At 70.8% G+C, this 20,608-nt stretch carries 25 protein-coding genes; 8 read left to right on the forward strand and 17 right to left on the reverse strand.

Annotation, left to right across the window (positions count from 1 at the left end):
- The first annotated feature begins 57 nt into the window (after positions 1 to 57).
- From JYK18_RS03270 to JYK18_RS03280, 3 genes are read left to right on the forward strand one after another with little or no spacing between them, the layout of a single operon-like run.
- On the forward strand, positions 58 to 1,071 hold the full coding sequence (locus tag JYK18_RS03270) for a serine hydrolase (RefSeq protein ID WP_242578928.1): 1,014 nt from the start codon (positions 58 to 60) through the stop codon (positions 1,069 to 1,071).
- A 22-nt stretch (positions 1,072 to 1,093) separates the two neighbouring features.
- Positions 1,094 to 1,465, forward strand: coding sequence for a DUF427 domain-containing protein (locus JYK18_RS03275; RefSeq protein WP_206800624.1), 372 nt, complete (start codon positions 1,094 to 1,096; stop codon positions 1,463 to 1,465).
- Positions 1,462 to 2,160 carry a PP2C family serine/threonine-protein phosphatase gene (locus tag JYK18_RS03280; RefSeq protein WP_206800626.1) on the forward strand — a complete coding sequence of 233 codons (699 nt, stop codon included), beginning with the start codon at positions 1,462 to 1,464 and terminating at the stop codon, positions 2,158 to 2,160. The genes JYK18_RS03275 and JYK18_RS03280 overlap by 4 nt, the downstream gene beginning before the upstream one ends.
- Positions 2,161 to 2,482: 322 nt before the next feature.
- Here the strand turns inward: JYK18_RS03280 and JYK18_RS03285 are convergent, their stop codons facing one another.
- The 6 genes from JYK18_RS03285 to JYK18_RS03310 all read right to left on the reverse strand — a co-directional run bounded on the left by JYK18_RS03285 (position 2,483) and on the right by JYK18_RS03310 (position 7,637).
- Complete coding sequence (locus JYK18_RS03285; RefSeq protein ID WP_206800628.1) at positions 2,483 to 3,712, reverse strand: styrene monooxygenase/indole monooxygenase family protein; 1,230 nt, start codon at positions 3,710 to 3,712, stop codon at positions 2,483 to 2,485.
- 42 nt (positions 3,713 to 3,754) lie between these two features.
- Entirely contained in the window at positions 3,755 to 4,393 is a 639-nt protein-coding gene (locus JYK18_RS03290) for an ATP/GTP-binding protein (RefSeq protein WP_374194983.1), read from the reverse strand.
- 28 nt (positions 4,394 to 4,421) lie between these two features.
- A complete protein-coding gene (locus JYK18_RS03295; protein ID WP_206804000.1) occupies positions 4,422 to 4,763 on the reverse strand; it encodes a DUF742 domain-containing protein in 342 nt (113 codons plus the stop codon).
- A gap of 62 nt (positions 4,764 to 4,825) precedes the next feature.
- On the reverse strand, positions 4,826 to 5,269 hold the full coding sequence (locus tag JYK18_RS03300; RefSeq protein ID WP_206800631.1) for a roadblock/LC7 domain-containing protein: 444 nt from the start codon (positions 5,267 to 5,269) through the stop codon (positions 4,826 to 4,828).
- Positions 5,266 to 6,606, reverse strand: coding sequence for a sensor histidine kinase KdpD (locus tag JYK18_RS03305; RefSeq protein WP_206800633.1), 1,341 nt, complete (start codon positions 6,604 to 6,606; stop codon positions 5,266 to 5,268). Before JYK18_RS03305 ends, JYK18_RS03300 begins: the two co-directional genes overlap by 4 nt.
- 194 nt (positions 6,607 to 6,800) lie before the next feature.
- A complete protein-coding gene (locus JYK18_RS03310) occupies positions 6,801 to 7,637 on the reverse strand; it encodes an NAD(P)-dependent oxidoreductase (protein WP_206800635.1) in 837 nt (278 codons plus the stop codon).
- A gap of 183 nt (positions 7,638 to 7,820) precedes the next feature.
- On the opposite strand from JYK18_RS03310, the gene JYK18_RS03315 reads away from it, so the two are divergent.
- Together JYK18_RS03315 and JYK18_RS03320 are read left to right on the forward strand one after the other, a co-directional pair.
- On the forward strand, positions 7,821 to 8,159 hold the full coding sequence (locus tag JYK18_RS03315; RefSeq protein ID WP_206800637.1) for a hypothetical protein: 339 nt from the start codon (positions 7,821 to 7,823) through the stop codon (positions 8,157 to 8,159).
- Between the two features lie 288 nt (positions 8,160 to 8,447).
- On the forward strand, positions 8,448 to 9,005 hold the full coding sequence (locus JYK18_RS03320; protein ID WP_206800639.1) for a hypothetical protein: 558 nt from the start codon (positions 8,448 to 8,450) through the stop codon (positions 9,003 to 9,005).
- A 92-nt stretch (positions 9,006 to 9,097) separates the two neighbouring features.
- Here the strand turns inward: JYK18_RS03320 and JYK18_RS03325 are convergent, their stop codons facing one another.
- The 11 genes from JYK18_RS03325 to JYK18_RS03375 all read right to left on the reverse strand — a co-directional run bounded on the left by JYK18_RS03325 (position 9,098) and on the right by JYK18_RS03375 (position 17,383).
- Positions 9,098 to 9,709: a superoxide dismutase family protein gene (locus JYK18_RS03325; RefSeq protein WP_206800641.1), complete on the reverse strand. Its 612-nt coding sequence runs from the start codon at positions 9,707 to 9,709 to the stop codon at positions 9,098 to 9,100.
- Between the two features lie 29 nt (positions 9,710 to 9,738).
- On the reverse strand, positions 9,739 to 10,926 hold the full coding sequence (locus JYK18_RS03330; RefSeq protein ID WP_206800643.1) for an MFS transporter: 1,188 nt from the start codon (positions 10,924 to 10,926) through the stop codon (positions 9,739 to 9,741).
- A gap of 31 nt (positions 10,927 to 10,957) precedes the next feature.
- Positions 10,958 to 11,185 (reverse strand): anti-sigma factor, encoded by a 228-nt coding sequence (locus tag JYK18_RS03335; RefSeq protein WP_206800650.1) that lies wholly within the window; start codon positions 11,183 to 11,185, stop codon positions 10,958 to 10,960.
- Complete coding sequence (locus JYK18_RS03340; protein ID WP_206800652.1) at positions 11,182 to 11,802, reverse strand: RNA polymerase sigma factor; 621 nt, start codon at positions 11,800 to 11,802, stop codon at positions 11,182 to 11,184. Before JYK18_RS03340 ends, JYK18_RS03335 begins: the two co-directional genes overlap by 4 nt.
- A gap of 100 nt (positions 11,803 to 11,902) precedes the next feature.
- Positions 11,903 to 12,196, reverse strand: a complete 294-nt coding sequence (locus tag JYK18_RS03345) for a hypothetical protein (RefSeq protein WP_206800654.1) — start codon at positions 12,194 to 12,196, stop codon at positions 11,903 to 11,905.
- A complete protein-coding gene (locus JYK18_RS03350; RefSeq protein WP_242579678.1) occupies positions 12,193 to 12,777 on the reverse strand; it encodes a methylated-DNA--[protein]-cysteine S-methyltransferase in 585 nt (194 codons plus the stop codon). Before JYK18_RS03350 ends, JYK18_RS03345 begins: the two co-directional genes overlap by 4 nt.
- Positions 12,767 to 13,306, reverse strand: coding sequence for a sigma-70 family RNA polymerase sigma factor (locus JYK18_RS03355; RefSeq protein WP_307795765.1), 540 nt, complete (start codon positions 13,304 to 13,306; stop codon positions 12,767 to 12,769). Before JYK18_RS03355 ends, JYK18_RS03350 begins: the two co-directional genes overlap by 11 nt.
- A 157-nt stretch (positions 13,307 to 13,463) precedes the next feature.
- The gene (locus JYK18_RS03360; RefSeq protein WP_153029809.1) at positions 13,464 to 14,069 is read right to left on the reverse strand and encodes an ATP/GTP-binding protein; all 606 of its coding nucleotides are present in this window, start codon (positions 14,067 to 14,069) and stop codon (positions 13,464 to 13,466) included.
- Entirely contained in the window at positions 14,050 to 14,412 is a 363-nt protein-coding gene (locus JYK18_RS03365) for a DUF742 domain-containing protein (protein ID WP_153029808.1), read from the reverse strand. Before JYK18_RS03365 ends, JYK18_RS03360 begins: the two co-directional genes overlap by 20 nt.
- Positions 14,409 to 14,825: a roadblock/LC7 domain-containing protein gene (locus JYK18_RS03370; protein ID WP_113693929.1), complete on the reverse strand. Its 417-nt coding sequence runs from the start codon at positions 14,823 to 14,825 to the stop codon at positions 14,409 to 14,411. Before JYK18_RS03370 ends, JYK18_RS03365 begins: the two co-directional genes overlap by 4 nt.
- Entirely contained in the window at positions 14,825 to 17,383 is a 2,559-nt protein-coding gene (locus tag JYK18_RS03375; protein ID WP_206800658.1) for a nitrate- and nitrite sensing domain-containing protein, read from the reverse strand. The genes JYK18_RS03370 and JYK18_RS03375 overlap by 1 nt, the downstream gene beginning before the upstream one ends.
- 776 nt (positions 17,384 to 18,159) lie before the next feature.
- Between JYK18_RS03375 and JYK18_RS03380 the strand changes: the two genes are divergently transcribed.
- The 3 genes from JYK18_RS03380 to JYK18_RS03390 are packed head-to-tail and all read left to right on the forward strand — an operon-like array spanning position 18,160 to position 20,607.
- Positions 18,160 to 18,915, forward strand: coding sequence for an ABC transporter permease (locus tag JYK18_RS03380; protein ID WP_307795766.1), 756 nt, complete (start codon positions 18,160 to 18,162; stop codon positions 18,913 to 18,915).
- Entirely contained in the window at positions 18,900 to 19,613 is a 714-nt protein-coding gene (locus JYK18_RS03385; RefSeq protein WP_206800660.1) for an ABC transporter ATP-binding protein, read from the forward strand. Before JYK18_RS03380 ends, JYK18_RS03385 begins: the two co-directional genes overlap by 16 nt.
- Positions 19,597 to 20,607 (forward strand): ABC transporter substrate-binding protein, encoded by a 1,011-nt coding sequence (locus JYK18_RS03390; protein WP_206800662.1) that lies wholly within the window; start codon positions 19,597 to 19,599, stop codon positions 20,605 to 20,607. Before JYK18_RS03385 ends, JYK18_RS03390 begins: the two co-directional genes overlap by 17 nt.
- Position 20,608 lies beyond the last annotated feature (1 nt).

A 20,608-nucleotide genomic window follows, 5' to 3' on the forward strand; every position in this document is an offset into this window, starting at 1 on the left:
AACTTTCGCGGTTCGCGCCGACCACGTCGATTACGCGGGAGGTAATAGGATCCCGCCATGACCGTGAATCGCAGGCACATGCTCGGCCTCGGCGGTGCGGCCGCCGCCGGCGTTGTGCTCGCCTCCGCCTCCCCCGCTTCCGCCGAAGACGAAGAGATCGTCGCCGTCGACGCCGCTTCGGCCAACCGCAAGATCGCGCGGGTCTACGCCCGCGAAACCCGCCGCGCGCGGGGCACCTGGTCCTCCTACATCGGCGTGGCCGGTGCCGAGACCGCCGCCGTGGCGGACCGCGCCGACGAGGTCGTCGAGGCCTACAGCGTGAACAAGATCGCGGTGGCCGCCGCGGTGCTGGACAAGGTCGACCGCGGCCTGCTCACGCTGGACCAGCGCGTGGACGTCACCGCCGACATCGTCATCAAGGACACCGACGGCATCTTCGGCCTCGACGGCGCGTACCCCAGCTCGGTGACGCTCGGGCACGCGATGGCCGCGCTGCTGACCCTGTCGGACAACACCGCGGTCCGCCTGTGCGGCCTGGTCTGCCCGGCCCTGGAACTCAACGAGATCCTGCGCGGCAAGGGTTTTGTGCACACCCAGGTGGTGCCGGTGGCCAACCCGAACCGGTTCTTCCTCGGCACCACGACCCCGCGGGAGACCCACGACCTGCTGCGGAAGCTGGTCGGCGGCACGCTGCTCTCGCCGGCGTCGACCGAGTACCTGCTCACCGTGCTGCGCTCGCTCAGCTCGTTCACCGACGGCATCCGCCTCGACCTCAGCTCCGACGAGCGGCTGCGCGTGGCGGCCAAGGCGGGCTGGTTCAACGACGGCCGCAACGAGGCCGGGATCGTCTTCGACACCGAGGGCAGGCCGGTGGTCACCTACGCGCTGTTCGCCTCGGGCCCGTTCACCGGTGACGCGGCGGCCAACGACACGAACTTCGGCGCCACCCACCCGGCGCTGCGCGCGCGGCAGGCGATCGGGCGGACGCTGGTGGATTCGGTGGGAAGGTTCTCCACGCCGGCGGCGTTGACGTTCAAGGCCAGGGCCTACCAGCCGTCGAACGGCGGCTGACCCGCCAGGAACGGAGCACGCCATGCCGGACAGGAAGGTGCTGGTCCCCGGACCGGACCACCCGATCACCATCGAACCCAACCCGAACCGCGTCGTCGTCACGGCCGGTGGGCGCACGATCGCCGACACCACGAAGGCGCTCACGCTGCGGGAGGCGAACTACCCGGCCGTGTCGTACATCCCGCGCGAGGACGTGGACTTCTCCGTGCTGGAGCCGACGGACCACCAGACGTACTGCCCGTACAAGGGCGAGTCCGCGTACTTCAGCATCAGCGGTGGTGGGGAGAACGCCATCTGGACCTACGACGAACCGTACGACGCGGTCGCCGGGATCAAGGGTCACCTGGCGTTCTACCCGGACCGCGTGGACAAGATCGAGGAAACCCCGCGGTGATCCGCGCGGCGGGCGGCAGCGCGGTCGGCGCCAAGTACCGGGAGAACTACGACGTCTGGTACCTGGCCGAAGACCCGCTGCTGGCCGTCGTGGCGGACGGGATGGGCGACGGTCCGGGCAGCGCGATGGCCGGCCGGACCGCGGTGGACACCTTCGTCGCCGGAGCCGCGCCGGACCCGTCGAAGCTGCGCGACGCCGTCGCGCTGGCGCAGCGACGCGTAGGTGACTTCGGCAGGCGGCTCGGTGGACTGGCGGGGTGCACGCTGACCGCGCTGGTCGCCGACGGGCCGGAGTTCTGGATCACCCAGATCGGGGATTCGCGGGTGTACCGATGGCGCGGCAGGCAGCTCGAACTGCTCACCACCGACCACACCATGGCGTGGCTCGGGGCCGTCCACGGCTGGTACCCCTTCGACTCCCCCGAAGCCGCGGCGGCGCGCTACCAACTGACCCGCTACATCGGCCACGGTGACGAACCCGCCCCGGACGTCCTGAACATGGCGGCCCGGCCAGGAGATGTGTACCTGCTGTGCACCGACGGCATCGCCGAACAGGTGCCGTTCGCAACCCTCGCAGAAATCCTGGGCCAACCGGGCGCGGCCCCGGCCACCCAAGTCCAACGCCTGCTAACCGCCGCAGACTCCGCCGGTGGCAAGGACAACGCCACCGCCATCGTCATCGCCGTACTGCTGTGAATGTGGCTTTCACTGCGAAATCGGCAGTGAAAGCCACATTCACAGCACTCATCACGCCACCACCCACCCGGCGACCGCCCAACCACCACCCGGCCGCCACCCAACCGGCGGCCGCCCAACCGACTGCCCAACCGGCGGCCGCCCAACCGACTGCCCAACCGGCGGCCGGCGACGCAACCCAGCCACCCACCACCCCAGACCTCCCCATCCCCGGTCCACAGCCCAAAACACGGCGAGGGCTGGTTAGTCAAGGCATCTTTCCCGCCTTGACATCGAGGCCCTCGCCGTAGTCACACTAAAAAGACCGGGGTGGAACCCCCCATCAAACACTCGCCAGATACGCAGCAGCCTTCTCCGGATCCAAGAACCAGTGCTGGAAATCGGACGGATCCTGGAACCCGTTCGCGAACCGCCGCGCCACCTCCGGCTTCGCACCGGCCGTCCCGATGATCTCCAGCACGTGCGGGGGCGGCGGCTGCAGCATCGCGTTCGTCCAGATCGTCACGTGCTGCGCGTACTCCCAGTACTGGTCGAACGCGCCCTTCATCCACTGCCGGTCGAACGGCTTGTCCCCGTTCGCCAGAATCGAGTCCAAATAGGACGCCGCGCACTTGCTCGCGTTGTTCGAGCCCTGCCCGGTGATCGGGTCGTTGGCCACCACCACGTCCGCCATGCCGAGCACCGCGTGGCCCGACGGCAGCTCACCGACCGCGTTCCGCACCACCGGCGTGTACCCACCGGCGAGCGTGGCGCGCGCGTCGGTCAGCTCCACCTCGGTCGCCCGGTCGTACTCCCACGGCAGGTACTGCTTCATCAGCGCCAGTATCCGGTCAAGGTGCTCCTGCGGGTGCGGGTTGTCGGTGAACACGTCCAGCGGCCCACCCGGGATCCCCTCGAAGAACAGGATCTCGCAGTTCCCGCTGAGCGTGTACGCGGGAATGATGAACAGTTCCCCGACCCCGGGAATGATGTTGAACCGCACCGCCGAGAAGTCCGGGTGCTCCGGCCTCGGCTTGAGCCCGTGCACGTAGGCCAGCGAAAGCGCCCGCTGCGGCTGGGTGTACGGCGACAGCTCGGGAATGCGGTCGAACAACTGCACCAGCTCGCCCTTGCCCGCCGCGACCACCACCAGGTCGTACATGCCGGCCAGCGAGTTCAGGTCCGAGGTGGTCACCCCGTGGATGATCAGCTTCCCGCCGCGCTCCTCGAACTTCTCCAGCCAGCCCGCCATCTTCACCCGCTGGTCCACCGACTGCGCGTAGTCGTCCAGCCTGCCGACCCAGTCCAGCGCCCGGCTGCTGTCCGGCGCGGCGATGGACACGCCCAGCCCCTCGACCTTGACCGTCTCGGCCTCCCAGAAGTTCAGCCCGTGGTCCCGCTCGTGCTGCAGCGCCAGGTGGAACATGCACTGGGTGGACATCACCCGCCCGGCCCGGATCTCGTCCGGCGTCCGCGCCGACATCACGGTGACCTCGTACCCGTCGTGCTCTAACAGGCTCAGCCCGAGCTGCAGGCCGGACTGACCGGCGCCGACGATCAGGATCTTGGGCATGTGGGGACGTCCCTCCAGGAAAGGCGGTTCTTCGAGAGGAAATCAGGCGGGGCTGAACTCGGCGCGCGGCAGCCCACCGGGCACCGACAGCTTCGCCATCGACATCGTGTGCCGGACCACGTCCTGCAGCACCCGCTGCACCGAACCGCGATCCCGCGCGTCGCAGGTGACCAGCGGGACGTCGTCGCTGAGCGCGAGTGCGTCGCGCACCTCGTCCACCGAGTGCGTCAACTCCCCGTCGAACAGGTTGATCGCGACGATGAACGGCAGGTCGGAGTCGTTCTCGAAGTAGTTGATCGCGGCGAAGGACTGGTCCAGGCGGCGGGTGTCCACCAGCACCACCGCCCCGAGCGCACCCCGGCACAGGTCGTCCCACAGGAACCAGAACCGGGGCTGGCCCGGCGTGCCGAACAGGTACAGCAGCAGATCCGAGTGCAGGGTGATCCGGCCGAAGTCCATCGCCACCGTGGTGGTCGACTTCTTGCCCCCGTCCGGGGGATCGTCCACGCCCTGGCCCGCTTCGGTCATCCAGGCGTCGGTGTTCAGCGGCGGCACCTCGGAAACGGCGCTCACCAGCGTGGTCTTCCCCACCCCGAAACCACCCGCCACGACGATCTTGGCCGAAATCGCCGCCAAGGGGTCTCCGGCGTCCGGCTGCGCGAGGCTCGACTTGCTCATCATGTCCTTTCCGCGGTGCTCAAGGCCTCGTCTAGACGGGGAGCCGCTTGAGCCCGTCGAGGACTCGTTCCAGCAGCGACAGGTCGTGGGAGTAGGTGTGCGCCGTGGAGTGGATGTGCACCGCGCCCTGCGACGCCAGATCGCTGATCAGCACGCGCACCACGCCCAGCGGCATGGTCAGCCCGGCGGACAGCTCGGCGATCGAGGCGCGGGTGCGGGCGCGTTCGTAGATCGCGCGCGACTCCGGCATCAGCGCGTCGGCCAGCACCGGGTCGTAGCTCGGCACCGAGATCAGCGTTTCCACCAGCAGGTGGTGCCTGCTCCGGGTCCGGCCACCGGTGAGCGTGTACGGGCGGACACGCCGGCTGCGCATCTTGCGGACCGGCTGCTCGGTCACTTCGTCAGTGGACACGTAGTTCACCTTCTCCCGGCCGGTCAGGCCTGCGGCCTGCGGGCGGTGAGCACGCGCCGCAGGTCGGCCCGTATCTCAGGGGTCAGCACGTGGCCGGCGTTGCGGACGAACTGCGTCATCTCGTACGCGACGACCTTCATGTCGCACTCCGGGCCGGTCAGCACGGCGAGACCGGCCCCGACCCCGATGCCCATGAACAGGAAGTAGCCGTGGGTGAGCCGGATGATGATCTGCTCACAACTGCCCTTGTGGAACAGCGCGGCGCTGTTGCCCGCCAGGCTGAGCAGGCCGCTGGCGATGGCGGCGAGCTGCTCGGCGTCGTCGTTGTTCATGCTGTCCGACGAGGTCAGCGGGAACCCGTCGGCCGACATGATCAACGCGTGGCTGACGCCGTGCACCTTGTGCACGAAGTCGTTGATCAGCCAGGTGAAGTCTTGCTTGCCGGAACTGTGCTGGGCGGCGGTCACGCTTGAGGTCCCTCGGGTGGTTTCGCTGGGTCGTTCTCGTCTCTGGCGCCGCCGGCGTCGCGCTGCTGCTCCTCCAGCGCGGCGCGTTCCCCGTCGGAGAAGGCACCGAGGTCGGCGAGCAGCCGGTCGTGGCCGTCGCTCTGGTCGATCGGGTCCTCCGGGGCGGGCGGCGGCTGCGGCTCGTCCTCACCGGTGCCCTTGATGCTGCGGGGTACGCGGCGGGGCAGGCCGCCGGCGGTGATCCCGCCGCTTTCGTCTTCGCCACGGGGTGCGGGCGACGGCTTCCGCTTGGTCAGCGGCTCGGCCGTGGCGGTGGCGCCGGAGGCACCGGCGGTGCGCTTGGGCAGCGTGCCCGAGGTGCTCGTCGTGGTCGACGAATCCGACGAGCTCGACGAGCCCGACGAGCCGCGGCGGGCCAGCGGTACCGCGTCGGCCTGGGGCGCCAGGGTGGGGGTGAACCCGTTCGACGGCACGACCACCGTGGCGGTGCCCGACCAGCCCGCCTCGGGCAGTTCGCTGACCAGTTCGGCGGGCAGCAGCACGGTGGCGGTGGTGCCGTGCGGGACGCGGCGCTCCAGCCGCACCCGCATGCCGTGCCGCACGGCGAGCCGCCGCACCACGGCCAGGCCCATGTGCCGCACCGAGGCGTGGTCGAGCACCGGTTCGGCGTCGAGCCGGTCGTTCAGCTCGGCGAGCCGTTCGGCCGGGACGCCGATGCCCTCGTCCTCGATGCGGATCAGCACGCTGCCCTGCTCGGTGAGGTGGGCGCTGACCCGGACCGGGGTGTCCGGCGAGGACTGGCCGGTGGCGTTGTCGAGCAGTTCGGACAGCAGCCTGCTGAGGTCCTCGGCGGCGAAGCCGACCACGCCGAGCGGGACCACGCGGCCGATCGACACCCTGGCGTAGTGCGTGATCGAGGACATGCCCGCCCGGATCACGTCGACCACCGAGGCGGTCTCCCCGGCGTTGTCCCCGGCCTCGCGACCGGCGAGCACGCGCAGGTTCTCCGCGTTGCGGCGCAGGCGGGCGGCGAGGTGGTCGAGCCGGTACAGCTCGGAGAGCCGCTCGTCGTCCTCCTCGCGCGCTTCCATTTCTTCCAGCTGGGAGAGCAGGGAGTCGACCAGGTTGAGGTCGCGCAGCGCGACGCTGGCGCAGATCCCGGCCAGCGCCTCCTGCTCGGTGTTGTCCACCGGGGGCGGAGGCGGCGGCGCCTCGATCACCCGGGTGCCCCGCACCGGTTGTTGGTCGGGGGTGCTGAGGAACTGGACCGCGGCCGCGCGGGCGCGATCTCGCAGCACCCGCGAGCGATCCAGTAGTTCCCGAGCCCGCGTCGCCATCTGCCTGTCTACCCTCTTCGTCGCGTACGGCTCCGTTTCGCCCACCGGCCCTACGCCGACGGTCGTAGTGCAACATGCAAGCAGACACCGTAGCCGATGTCCACAAAAAGCTCTCGTCCGCCTACAGTCGGTCATACCGTTACCGCGCCACGTATCCGATCGTGATCTTCACCGTCCACTGTGGACGGTTTTGATCACCGGTGGAAGACCCGCTTCACCGCGGCCATGTCCTGGTCGCCGTCCCCATTCGTAACGGCGTCGTCGAACAACGCCTTCAGCGCCCGCATCAGCCGGTCGTCGGTGCCGCGCATGGCGGCCAGGATCAGCCCGGCGTCCTTGGCCGCGCCCTCGGCGGGGAACGCGGGCGGGTACTCGCCGTCGATCATCGCCCCGCCCTTGAGCTGCGCGTACGGGTTGTCCAGCGGGCCGCCGGAGAGCACGTCGAGAAACAGCCGCGGGTCCAGCCCGAGGTCCTCGGCCAGCCGCACGCTCTGCGCGGTGGCGGCGGTGATGGACAGCACCCAGGCGTTGGCGGTGAGCTTGAGCCGGTGGCCGTCGCCCGGGCGTTCGCTCACCCACACGGTGCGCGCGCCGATCGCGTCGAACACCGGGGCGACCGCGTCGCGCAGGTCCGCCGGGCCCGCGGCCAGCACCACCAGCGCGCCGTCCTCGGCGGGCTTGCGGGTGCCGAGCACCGGCGCGTCCACGTAGCGGGCGCCGAGCCCGGCGAACTCCTCGGCGGCCTCGACCCCGACCGTGCCCGACTGGACCCAGACCCCGGACAGGGCGGGCAGCGCCTCGGCCATCACCTGCCGGACCGCGTCGGCGTCGAACAACATGGTGACCACGACGTCGGCGGCGCGCACCGCGTCGGCCGGGTCATCGGCCACCGTCGCCCCGACCTCGGCGAGGGGCCGCGCCTTGGCGGCGTCGCGGTTCCACACCACCACCTCGTGACCGGCGCGGAGCAGGCTGCGCGCCATGCCCGCGCCCATGATCCCGGTACCCAGCACGGCCACCTTGCTACTCATCGGAAGTCGCTCCTCACCGGCGCGTAACGCCGTTGATCACCTATCGATGGACGGGACACATCCGGCGCTCCGGTCGCCGGGTCCACTCATGGGGTTCCATCATGGCGAGATCCGCCTTGTTCCGCCGTGCGCTGATGAGCCTGCTGGTCAGCGCGGCCGCGGCCACCGTCGCGTGCCACCGAGGTGTGGCGAACCGATCCGGCGGACCAGCCGACCTGGGTCCGCCAGCCCGCCGAGCGGGACCGGTTCGCCGGGCCCTACGCCGGCGATGTCTGCGTGGCGGAACACGTCGGGGCCGCCGGCACCGAGCTGATCCGGGCGGCGATGGACGCCGGGCAGACCAGGGTGACCGTCGCCCTGCTCGCCGACTGCGCCGGCGGCGAGCTCTACCCGGTGGCGCGCACCGAGTACGTCTTCAGCACCTCCCGCGACGAAACCCAGCGCACCGCGGTGGCGGGTCCGGACGGCACCGCCACGGTCACCCTCACCCGGCCGAGTCCGGGTACGCCTACCTGTGGGTGACCAGCCGCACGGCGGACGGGGTCGAGTCGGGGCAGCGGACCTACTGGTTCATCGTGGGGTAGCGGGAAATTCCGTGCACGGCGGGAAAAACGGACAGCCACTCGATCCGGCTACCCTGGCCGGGGTAGCCCCGCCTCACCCGGAATTCACCCGGTGGATGCCTTGCCACACCAGGGTTTCCGAATTTCTCCTTGGTGCGCAAGGGAAAGTCGCGAGACCGCGCGATCGGCGGCAGACCGCGGCCGAATTCGTTGGTATGTTGGAGATCTCCGAGGTTCTGGAGGTGACGTGGCGGAGAACCCCAACTTCGGCGTGGTGTGGCGCGGCTACCACCGCGGTCAGGTCGAGCAGTGTCTGGACGAGCTCAGAGCCGAGCTGGCCGAGGCGGTGGCGAGCCACGAAGCCGCGGTGTCCCAAGTGGAAGACCTCGAGAAGCAGGTGGCGGTGCTGCTCGAGGACAACCAGGAACTCCAGGCGGCACTCGATCGGGTGTGCCAGGCGCCGATCGAGCCCGACGGGCTGACCGAGCGGCTCCGGCACATGATGGAGCTGGCCCGGCTGGAAGCCACCGAGATCAAGGCCACCGCGCACGCCCAGCGCGAGCGGGACGAGCAGCGCCGGAAGCAGACCGAACAGGATTTCGAACTCGCGATGTCCGCGCGGCGGCGCGAGGCCCTGCACGATATCGAGGTGCAGAGGGCCGAGGCCGCGGCGGAGGTGGAGCGCGTCCTCGCGGAGGCGCACGCCAGGTCGGCGGAGGCCGAAGACCTCCGCGCCCAGATCGTCAGCCAGCTGGAGGCAGCCAACAAGATCCTCGAAGAAGACCGCGTCACCGCGGAGACCTGACCCGCGTCAGCCCGGCCAGGCGGCGGTCGCAGGCGCCACTACTGATCGCACCGGCGACCAGGGCACCGTGCGCCCACGGCACGACGACCAGGTCAGCGGAAGGGCACGGTCATGCAGGCCACCCGGCCACCGGCCTGGCCGGCTTTGCCGTGCTCGGTCGCGGTGTGCTCCTCGGCGTGCACCACCACCGAAGCCGGGACCCGGTCGCTGAAGCCGAACGGCACCTCGGTGCGGGACTCGCCGTCGCCCTCGGCGTTCGTGCGCAGGTCGAGCCAGAACTCGTTCTGCGGATTCGCGTACGCCGGGTCCTTCGACGGCTGCTCCGGGGTAGCCGCCGGGTCGACGCGGTTCTGGAAGTGCGGGCCCGCCGCATCGCCCGTGGGCCCGCACGGCTTGGCGTGCAGGTGGACGGCGTAACCGCGGTTGGCGGCCAGCCCGTCGGCGTCGAACTCCACCAGCGTGCCCGTGCCGGTGGACCTCGCCGAGACCTGCAAGCCCGCGCCCACCGGGGCCGCCGCCTGGTCGTAGGTGAAGGCGTCCGTCCCCTGCTCGGGTGCGGCGAGCCGTCGCTCCTGCTCTACGTTGACCCCGGCGGCGCCGTTGACCTGCGGGCTGTCCTCTTCGCCATCCGGTTCGTCCCCGCAGCCGGCGGCGAGCAGTCCCACCGCGGCGCACCCGATGACCAGTTGCTTGCTCCTGCGCATGCTCCCGGACTTCCCGATTCGTCCGTTCACTAATCACGCCGGGCGACGACCGCCAGCAGCAGGCAGGCCAGCGCCGTGGTGCCGGTGATCAGCCAGCCCGCCGCGGCGGACCCGCTCCGGTCCATCAGCCCGCCGATGACCAGCGCGAACAGCAGGAACACCGTCCAGGAGAGCGCGCCGACCCCGGAGGCGACGCCCGAGCGGACGGCCGACGGGACGGCGTCGTGGAGCAACCGGGTGACGTGGATGGTCACCACCACGACCAGCAGCACCAGCACCACCTGGGCGACGGTGACCAGCACGATCCCGGCGGGCAGGACCAGCACCAGGCTCGCCGCCAGCATGGTCGCGCACACCGCGGCGAGCGTGCGCGGCCTGCCGAGCGCGAGCCGCCCGCCGAGCAGTCCGCCGAGGCCGAGCGTGGACACCAGCGCCGCCCAGTACGGCCCGTGCAGCACCGCGGGCAGCGCCAGCGCGACCAGCCAGAGCGGGCCGAACTCGAACACCACCTGGGTGAGCAGCGCGGCGAGCACGGACAGCGCCACGATCGGCAGCAGCCTGCCGCGCCGGACGAGCGTGCGGAAGGTCAGCGCCAGTTGCTCGCGCAGTCCGGTCCGCGTACCGGCCTGGTGCAGCCGCGGCTCGTCGAACCGCAGGTAGGCGACGATGGACAACAACGCGAACGGCACGGTGAGGAAGTAGGTCAGCCGCGTCGAGAACGCGCCTGCCAGCCAGCCGCCGGCCAGCGAGCTGCCCACCAGCGCTACCGCCTCGATCAGCCGGACCCGGCCGATCCGCTGCTCGAACCGGTCGCTGCCGCCGGTCTCGGCGAGCACGGTGTCGTAGACGACCGCGTCCATCGTGCCGGAGTACATCGCGAAGTACACGCCCAGCGAGAGCGTGGCGAAGATGTAGGACGGCACGTCGTGGCTGAGCCCGCCGAGCAGCGCGCACACCGCGAGGGCGAGGCTTGCCAGTACCAGCACCCCGCGCCTGCTCCAGCGGTCGGCGAGGATTCCGGAAACAACCTCGACCAGCGGGACGACCGCGGCGTACGCGGCGGCCATCAGCCCGACCGCGGCCGCGTCGAAGCCGATCTCGGTGAGGAACAACTTCTCGACCGGCACCCAGAGCGAAACGCCCTGGAGCGCGGTTGCCACGTGCAGCGGCCACAGCCGGGTGACCAGCGAATCCTTTGACGGCGCTCGGTTCAGCATGCCGGTGCAGTGTCACCGGCGGGCTGAGGCGTTACACGTCGGTTCGCCGGAACGCGGCGAGCAGGGACTCGCGTGCTTCGGGCGGCAGGTTCTCCGGCGGGAGATCGCCGAGGGTCCGCACGGTCGCGCGGACCTGGTCCAGGTAGGTGCCGCAGCCGTCGCACTCGGCGAGGTGGTCGACGAACCGGCGTTCCGCGGCCGGGTCCATCACCCCGTCGAGAAAGGCCGTGACCTGCTCGACGAACTGCTCGCAGTTCACCGTGCCACCTCCTCGTCGGTGAAGTACGCGTCCAGTTTGCCCCGCACGAACGCGCGGGCGCGGTGCAGCAGCACGCGCTGGTTGGCCGCGGAGATCTCCAGTATCGCGCACACCTCCGCCGAGTCGTAGCCCTCGACGTCGCGCAGGGTGAGCACCACGCGCTGGCGTTCGGGCAGGTCGGCGAGCGCGGCGGACACCTGGGCACGCACTTCGCCGTCGAGCGCGGCCTGGTCCGGGCCCGGCCAGGGCGCGGGCAGTTCCAGCCAGTGCCCGGGGAACGGGTCGCCGGGCCCGCCGAACTTCGCCGGGTCGACGGTGGGGCCGAGATCGCTCGCCGGGATGGTCCGGTATTCGCGCTTGCCCCGGCGTTTCGCGGTGTTGACCAGGATGCGGAAGACCCAGGTCTTCAACGAGGAGCGGCCCTCGAAGCCGTCGATGCCCTTGATCACCGCGAGCCAGGTGTCCTGCACGACCTCGGCCGCGGACTCGCCGGTCGAGACGAACGAGCGGGCCAGCCGGAGCAGGCCGGGAGACCAGCTGTCGAGCACGAGCGCGAACGCCGCCTCGTCGCGGGCACGAAGCCGCGCCACCAGTTCCTCGTCCCCAGGCAACCCCACGGCGGGAGACTAGCGCTGCTCGGCGCCGTCCGCCCCGGGTCGATTGCTATGAGTGGGGCATTACTTGCAATCAACGCAAGTAATGCCCCACTCATAGCATTCAGCCGGGCGGGTGGACGGTGTGGGTTCGGGCCGGGTCCCAGTCGGTCGAGCGGAGCAGGCGTTCGCGCATCCGGGCCCAGCCGTCCGGCCGGGCGATCACCAGCCAGGTGTCCGGCCCGCCGTCGACGAACCGCCTGGCCTGGCGCAACCACGAGGCCGCCTGCTCCGGCCAGTCCACAATGGACAAAACGGTGCCACCGCGCGCGGTCCAGGTGGCCGCGGCGGCCTCGGCCATCGCCCGGCACTCGTCGTCGCGGGAGCAGCCGATGGTCAGCGTGCCGCGTCGGGTCACGCGGCCTCCATGCTGAGCAGGTGGTGCTTCGCCTCGGCACCGCCCGCGTACCCGCCGAACGAACCGTCCGAGCGGACCACCCGGTGGCACGGCACGACCAGCGGCAACGGGTTCGTCGCGCACGCCGTGCCGACCGCCCGCACCGCGCGCGGGCTGCCCGCGGCCGTGGCGACCTCGGCGTAGCTCTCCGTCCGGCCGTAGCCGATCTCGGCTAGGTGGGTCAGCACGGCCAGCCGGAAGCCCTTCGACAGCCGGAAGTCCAGCGGCAGGTCGAACGAGCGGCGCCGGCCGTCGAAGTACTCGTCGAGCTGGTGGACCGCGGCGTCGAGGCGGCCCGGCGCGCGGAGGATGCGTGGGCTGACCACCTCGGCGAGGTTCTTCAGCACGGCGTCGTGGTCCTGGCGGGCGAAGGCCACCCGGACCAGCCCGGCGTCGGTGGCGGCCAGCAGCAACTCCCCCACCGGCGAGTCGACGGTGCGGTAGGCGACGTCCAGCACCCCGTCGCGCTCGGCGGCGGCGACCAGCTTCGCGCGCAGCCGCGCGGTGGTCGCCGGATCGATCTCGGGCAGGTCAGCGAACAGCTCGGACACGGTCACTCCCCGGGTAGACGGCTCTGAGTTTCTTGATCCCGTCGGCGGCGGCGCGCCTCGCGGCGTCGGCCGAGCCACCGGTGATCGCGGCGATCTCCTGGTAGGGCAGGCCACCGAGGTAGTGGTAGGCGACCGCGGTCCGCTGGCGGTCCGGCAGCGAGCCGAGCGCGGCCCACAGGTCGCCGTCCCAGTCCTCCGGGCGGCCGCGCGGGGACGGGCGCTCCGGCACCTCGGCGGTGGTGATCGCCCGCCGCGCCTCGGCCCGGCGCACGTCGATGGCCTTGCGGTGCGCGATGGTGACGAGCCAGGCCTCGACGTTGGCGTCGGCGGGCAGGTCCGGGTACGCCTTGAGCGCGGAGAGAAAGGTCTCCGACCAGGCGTCCTCGGCGTCGGCGTGCCCGAGCACGGCGCGGCAGACGCGCAGCACCATGGCGCCGTACTCGGTGACGATCTCGTCGAACGGCTGTTTCTTTGGCCGCGCCTCCGGCCCGGCGGGCGAGGTCGCTTTTGAGCCGGTCACTGGGCTGAGGCACACCAGGCCGCTGGGGCGACCTGGCGCGCCTCAGCCCAGTGACCGGCGCGACCTCGCGCGGGGGTGCGTTCTACGACCATGTCCTGTCCCCTTCGTCGAAAACCCTTTGTACCGGGTAGACGCGGGGACGGCGCGGAACGTGAGATCAGCGCGCGAACGGCACGCTTTCGGCCAGCTCGCTGCCCGCCAGCAGGTGCTGGAGCAGCACGATCAGCACCTGCTTGGTGGACTCGCGATCACGCGCGTCGCACAGCAGGAGGGGGACCGACGGGTCCACGTCCAGCGCGGCGCGCACCTCCTCGGTCCCGTACCGGTAGGCGCCGTCGAAGCAGTTGACGCCGACGATGAACGGGAGCCCGCGGCGCTCGAAGAAGTCGACCGCGGCGAAGCAGCTCTCCAGCCGCCGGGTGTCGGCCAGCACCACCGCGCCGAGCGCGCCGGTGGCCAGCTCGTCCCACATGAACCAGAACCGGTCCTGCCCCGGCGTGCCGAACAGGTACAGGATCAGGTCCTGGTTGATGGTGATCCGGCCGAAGTCCAGTGCCACCGTGGTGGTGGTCTTCGCCTCCACCCCGGACAGGTCGTCCACGCCGGCCGAGGCCTCGGTGATCAGCTCCTCGGTGCGCAGCGGGGGTACCTCGCTGACCGAGCCGACCATCGTGGTCTTGCCGACCCCGAAGCCACCGGCGATGAGGATCTTGACCGCGGTTGCGGTCAGTCCGCGCCGGGCCTCAGAGTTTCCGGATGCCATCAAGAACCGCCTGCAGTACGTGTTTGTTGGGGGTTTCGGTCAACGGGGCCGCGGTGCGGAAGAGCACCAGGTTCTGCTCGATCAGATCACACAGCAGCACCTTGACCACCGGCAGTGGCAGATCGACCCTGGCGGCCACCTCGGCGACCGAGATCGGGCGCTGGCAGAGGCGCACGATCTGGCCGTACTCCGGGTCCATGCCCGCCGCCTCGGCGATCGAGGGCATGGCGACCACCAGCGTGATCAGGTCCAGCGAGACGTTCTCCGACCGCGTGCGCCCGCCGGTGACCGCGTACGGCCGGACCAGCGGGTCGTCGAACCAGGCCTCGTGGCGCGGGGTCATGGCGAGGTGCGCTGCGGGGCCGCGCTTCTCGGTGCGGCGGTGAGAACGGCCCCGACCCGTTTCACCATCAGGTTCATCTCGTAGGCGACCATGCCCATGTCCGCGTCCTCGGCGGCGAGCAGCGCGAGGCACGCCCCGCGCCCGGCCGCGGTGACGAAGAGGAAGGCGTGGTCCATCTCCACCATGGTCTGGCGCACGTTACCGCCCCCGAAGTGGCGGCCGGTACCCCTGGCCAGGCTCTGGAAGGCCGAGGCCACCGCGGACAGGTGCTCGGCGTCCTCTTCGGACAGATTGCCCGAACGGCCGATCAGCAGCCCGTCCGCCGAGAGCACCACGGCACGGTCGGCGCCCGCCACCCGCTTGACCAGGTCGTCGAGCAACCAGTCGAGTTCACTGACTCCGGCGTTGACCATTAGGTTCGTTCTCCATACCTGTCGTGCCTGCCCAAGTCCTGCTCCCTGGCGCGGCGGGTGCCCTGCTGGAAGGCGGCCAGCCGGTTGCGGGCCTGTTCGGCCCCGTCGGCTGGTTCCTCCCACTCCTGCTCATCGATTTGCGCAGGTCCGTCGTTTCTCAGCTGCGGCACCAGGTTCTGCTGCCGTCGCCGCTGGGGCAGCGGCGGGCGCCCCGGCGGGGCCGCGGCCGCGGGCCCGGCGGCACCGGGACGGCGCGGCTGCTGCGGGCGCGCGTCCCCGGTCGGCCGGGACTCCGGCGCGCGGGACTCCAGGGGCCGCGACTCGGCCGGCCGGGCTTCCGCCGGACGGCGGACCTCCGGCGGCCGGTTGCCGTTCTCCGGCGGCGGCTCGGGCGGGAGCAGCTGGTGCCGCGGGCGGAACAGGTCTTCGCGCTCGCGCGGCGGGGGTTCGGGCAGTCTGCCGTTGGCCTGGGACTCGGTCGGCCACGGCGGGGTCGCCTCGGGCGCCGGGCGCTCGGGCGGCTGGGGCAGTTTGGGCATGGGCGGCAGCGAGGTCGAGGACGGCGTGCTGCCCAGCAGCGGCTGCTCCGGGCGGCGCAGCGGCCGCCGCTCCTGCTGCCGGGGCACGTCGACGTCGTCTTCATCGGGTTCCGGCTCGTCGAGCGTGCCGAGCAGCTCCGACCGGACCAGCACGATCGCCCTGGTGCCCCCGTATGCGGACTCGCGCAGGGTGACCGCGATGCCGTGGCGCACGGCCAGCCGTGCCACCACGAACAGGCCGAGCCGCGGTTCGTCGGACAGCGCCATGATGCCGAAGTCCGGCGGATCGGTGAGCATCTCGTTCAGCTCGGCCAGGTGGTCGGGCTCGATGCCGAGGCCCTGGTCCTCGACCTCGATGACCACGCCGCGGCCGACCACGTTGCCGCGGATCTCCACCCGGGACTCGGGCGGGGAGAAGGAGGTGGCGTTGTCGATCAGCTCGGCGAGCAGGTGCACCAGGTCGCCGACCACCGGCCCGTTGATCGCCACCTGGGGCAGCTTCGCCACGCCGACCCTGGTGAAGTCCTCGGTCTCGGCGGAGGCACCGCGGACCACCGCGGCCAGGCTGACCGGCTTGCGCCACTGCCTGCCCGGCTGACCGCCACCGAGGATGATCAGGTTCTCCGCGTTGCGGCGGGCGCGGGTGGACAGGTGGTCGAGCTGGAACAGCGTGTCCAGCTGGTCCGGGTCCTCCTGCTTGCGCTCGGCCTGGTCCAGCACCTTGAGCTGGCGGTGCACGATGACCTGGCTGCGGTGGGCGATGTTGAGGAAGACGGTTTTGGTGCCCTCACGGGTTTTCGCCTCGTCGATGGCGGCCGCGATGGCGGTCTGCTGGGCCCGGTTGAACGCCGCGGCGACCTGGCCGATCTCGTCCGAGCCGTGGTCGAGGAAGCGCACGTCCTGGTCGAGGTCGACGTCCTCGCCCGCCCGCACCCGGTCCACCAGTTCCGGCAGCCTGGTGTCGGCCATGTCGAGGGTTTCCTCGCGCAGCAGGGCGAGCCTGCCGATGAGCCGGTTCGACAGGCGCAGGGCGAAGAGGAACACCGCGATGGCGACCAGCAGCGCGACGGCGGCCGCGATGATCGAGGTGACCAGCGTGTCGTCGGCGTCGTCGATGGCCAGCGTGGTGGCCTGCCCGCTCTGCTGGATGAACAGGCCCATCAGCGCGCTGCCGACGTCGCGGGCGGCGGTGCGCCACTCCTCCTCCGGCACCGGCAGCACGGTCTGGTTGCCGCGCAGGAAGGCGTTCTCCACCGTGGTCACGGTGTTCCAGGCGGGGCTGGCCAGCAACTGGTCGTACTTCGCCTTGACGTCGGCGGGCATCCGGGTCACCGCGCCGGTCAGTTCGGCGCGGTAGGCGCCGATCTCGCCGATGTAGGTGCGGAAGTCGGCTTCGGTGAGACCGCCGCCGGCCACCCCGGCCGCAGCGAGCGCGTCGCCGCGCTGCATCCGGTCGGCGCTGGAGAACAGCGGCACGGCGATGACCCGGAGGAAGGCGATCTGGGCGTTCGGCGCGTCCTGGGCGAGGCCGTTGAGGCCGTCGGTGAACAGGTCGATGATCCCGTTGTAGTACCCGTAGGCCTCGCTCAGCTGCGGCTGGCCGTTGTCGATCTGCTGGCGGAACTGCGGCAGCTGGCCGAGCTGGGTGGCCGCGCCGACGATGTTCTTCTGCACGTCCGGGGCCGCGTCGCCGGACATGGCCTGCAGGCGGGAGAGGACCTCCTGCGCGGCCGCGTCGACCTTGGTGCGCTGCGGGCCGAGCGCCGCGCGCTCCGAACCGGGACTGGCCAGTTCCTTCAGGCTGAGCCTGCGCTCCTCCTGGAAGTTCGCGAAGAACAGCACCGCGGGGCGCTCGATGTCGCGGACCTGGTTCGCCTTGTCACGGACCTGGACCGCGTCGAAGACCAGGTAGCCGGAGAGCGCGACGCCGACGGCGAGCAGGGCGATGCTCGGGACGAGGGCGATGGCGAGTACGCGTGAGCGGATCGACGAGCTTCGCCGAGTGGGGTGCTTCTTCACCGCGGTCCGTTTTCCTTCCGGCTTCTTCCTTGATATGAGTCGATCCCGGGTCCCCACACCCGGGCTCAGCTAGCCGGATCAGCTCGTCCGAACTGTCCCCGGGCCGCTTGGCGGCAAAGACATTAGGCAGCGGGGCCAGCGGGAGTCAAATCCGCTACTCCGTACAGACCAACCGGTCGGTTGATCTTTGACCGCCGAAAGATCCAAGCGGAAATAGGCCAACCTGAGTCAACGGACAGCCCCTTTCGGCCGGTCCTCCCTCGCGTCGCGCAGCCTGCCGACTACCGGGCGCGACGCCCTGGTCACGGCATATTACCGTCGGGTAGCATACCGCACGCCGACGGGTCGGCGCACGGGCCGGTGACCGGTGCGCGGGAGGCGCGGAATTCGCGCACCCGCTATTTTGTGTGCATCCGGCAAGATCGTCAATGAAGTTGCGGTGAGAATCGTCACCAGAACTTTTCACGGTGATATCCGTAACGCGCGCGCGGACTAATTGGAGACCGCTCCCGAATAGTCGCCGGAGCACCGCCCGATGTTTCCGATCGGACGGTGGAACCGGCTGCGCCGTTCCGCGCAGCGCGCCACTGGGCCCGGGGAGCCGGTTCCCGACCATCGTCGTGAAAACGCCCCGGTCTTGAACGAAGTTCAACCCCGACCCGGTCCATCATCCGGGAGTCCTTGCCCGGCCTCCGGGCGCGCACCAGACTCAGCCGCAGCTTCACCAGATATCCCATCCCTGCCAACGATCCCGCGGCTGAACGGGAGATTTTGTCGTGCCTGCAAAGCATTCGGGCCTGCTGCGCTGGATCAGCCCGGTGGCCCTGCTGGTGCTGTGGCAGCTCGCCAGCAGTTCGGGCCTGCTGCCACCGGAGAAACTGAGTTCCCCGCTGACCGTGCTGGAGGCGGGGGTCGAGGTGGCCGGCACCGGTGAGCTGGGCGAAGCCTTCGCCGTCTCGGTCACCAGGGTGCTGATCGGGTTCGCCATCGGCGCCTCGATCGGCGTGGTGCTCGGCATCGTCGCCGGCCTGTCGCGGTGGGGAAACCTGCTGGTCGACCCGCCGGTGCAGATGCTGCGCACGCTCCCCTTCCTCGGGCTGATCCCGTTGTTCATCCTGTGGTTCGGCATCGGCGAGACGCCGAAGATCGTGCTGGTGGCGCTCGGCGTCGCGTTCCCGCTCTACCTGAACGTCCACTCCGGAATTCGCACGGTGGACGACCAGCTCGTCGAGGCGACCACCGCACTCGGGTACACCAGGGCGGAACGGCTGTGGCACGTGGTGCTGCCGTCCGCGGTGCCGCAGACCCTGGTCGGGCTGCGGCAGTCGCTCGGCATCGCCTGGCTCTCGCTGATCGTCGGCGAGCAGGTCAACGCGGACGCCGGGCTGGGCTACCTGATCAACAACGCGCGCGAGTTCCTGCGCACCGACGTGATCGTGGTCGGGCTGATCGTCTACGCCGCACTCGGGCTGGCCACCGACGCGCTGGTCCGGCTGCTGGAAGGAAGGGCGCTGCGATGGCGCGGGATCTGATCGTCGAGGTGCGCGGGCTGAGCCGGGAGTTCGGCCAGCGCACCGTCCTCAATGGACTGGAACTGGGGATCGAGCGGGGTGAGTTCGTCGCCCTGCTGGGCCGCAGCGGCTCCGGCAAGTCGACCCTGCTGCGCGTACTGGCCGGTTTGGACACCGCGATCGGCGGTTCGGCGACCGTGCGCGGCACGGTTTCGGTGGCGTTCCAGCAACCGCGGCTGCTGCCGTGGCGGCGGGTGTGGCGCAACGTCGTGCTCGGCCTGCCCGGTCACGGCACCGATCGCGAGCTCGCCCTGCGCGCGCTGCGCGAGGTCCGGCTGGAGGAGCACGCGGACGACTGGCCGCGCACGCTCTCGGGCGGTGAGGCGCAACGGCTTTCGCTCACCCGCGCGCTGGTCCGCGAGCCGGACCTGCTGCTGCTCGACGAACCGTTCGGCGCGCTCGACGCGCTGACCAGGCTGGCCATGCACCGGCTGGTCGAGGACCTCTGGCAGCGCCACCACCCGGCGGTGCTGCTGGTGACCCACGACGTGGACGAGGCACTGCTGCTGGCCGACCGCGTGCTGGTGCTCGACGACGGCCGCATCAGTGCCGAGCACGTGCTGACCCACCCCAGACCGCGGCAGCTCGCCGACCACCTCGAGACCCGCACACGGGTGCTGGCCGATCTAGGAGTGACCGAACATGCGCAAGCCCACTAGGACTCTCGTCGCCTTCGCCGCGGTGGCGGCGCTGGCGGGCTGCGGCGGGCAGGCGGAGTCCACCACCGCGGCGGTACCGGCGCCGGTCAGCCCGGCCGAACTGGCGAACGTCACGCTCAAGGTCGGTGACCAGAAGGGTGGCGTGAAGTCCCTGCTCACCGCGGCCGGACTGCTGGGCGACCTGCCGTACAAGATCGAGTTCTCCACCTTCACCTCCGGGCCGCCGCTGCTGGAAGCGGCTTCGGCGGGCGCCATCGACATCGGCCGGGTCGGCAACACGCCGCCGATCTTCGCCGCCGCGGCCGACGCGAAGATCTCCGTGGTCGCCGCCGCGCAGGCCCCGGTCTTCGACGACGCGCTGCTGGTGCCGCCGGACTCGCCGGTCCAGGACCTCGCCGGGCTGAAGGGCAAGACCATCGGCGTGGCCAAGGGCAGTTCCGCACACGGCCAGGTGCTCTACAACCTCCGTGCCGCCGGTTTGTCCACAAAGGACGTCAAGCTGTCGTACCTGCAGCCGGCCGACGCCTTCGCCGCGTTCAACCAGAAGGCCATCGACGCCTGGGCCGTCTGGGATCCCTACACCTCGCAGGCGCAGCAGGAGTCGAACGCGCGCGTGCTGGCCGACGGGGTGGGCAAGACCAACGGGTACGTGTTCCAGGTGGCCGGCCGGGACGCGCTCGCCGACCCCGGCAAGAACTCCGCCCTGCGCGAGTACGTCGCCAGGGTGGCCAAGGCGCAGAAGTGGGCCGACACGCACCGCCCCGAATGGGCGGCCGCGTGGGCCGCGGAAACCGGGCTCAAGCCGGAGGTCACCAACGCCGCCACCGCCCGGGGCGTGGAACTGCCGGTCGCGCTGGACGACCAGGTGCTCAAGTCCCAGCAGGACCTGGCGAACGCCTTCTCCGAGGAGAAGCTCATCCCCGGCGCGATCGACTTCGCCGCCTTCGCCGACCAGCGCTACTCGGAAGACCTGCGATCAGCAAGGGAGAAGTGAC

The organism is Amycolatopsis sp. 195334CR, from assembly GCF_017309385.1.
GTDB lineage: Bacteria > Actinomycetota > Actinomycetes > Mycobacteriales > Pseudonocardiaceae > Amycolatopsis.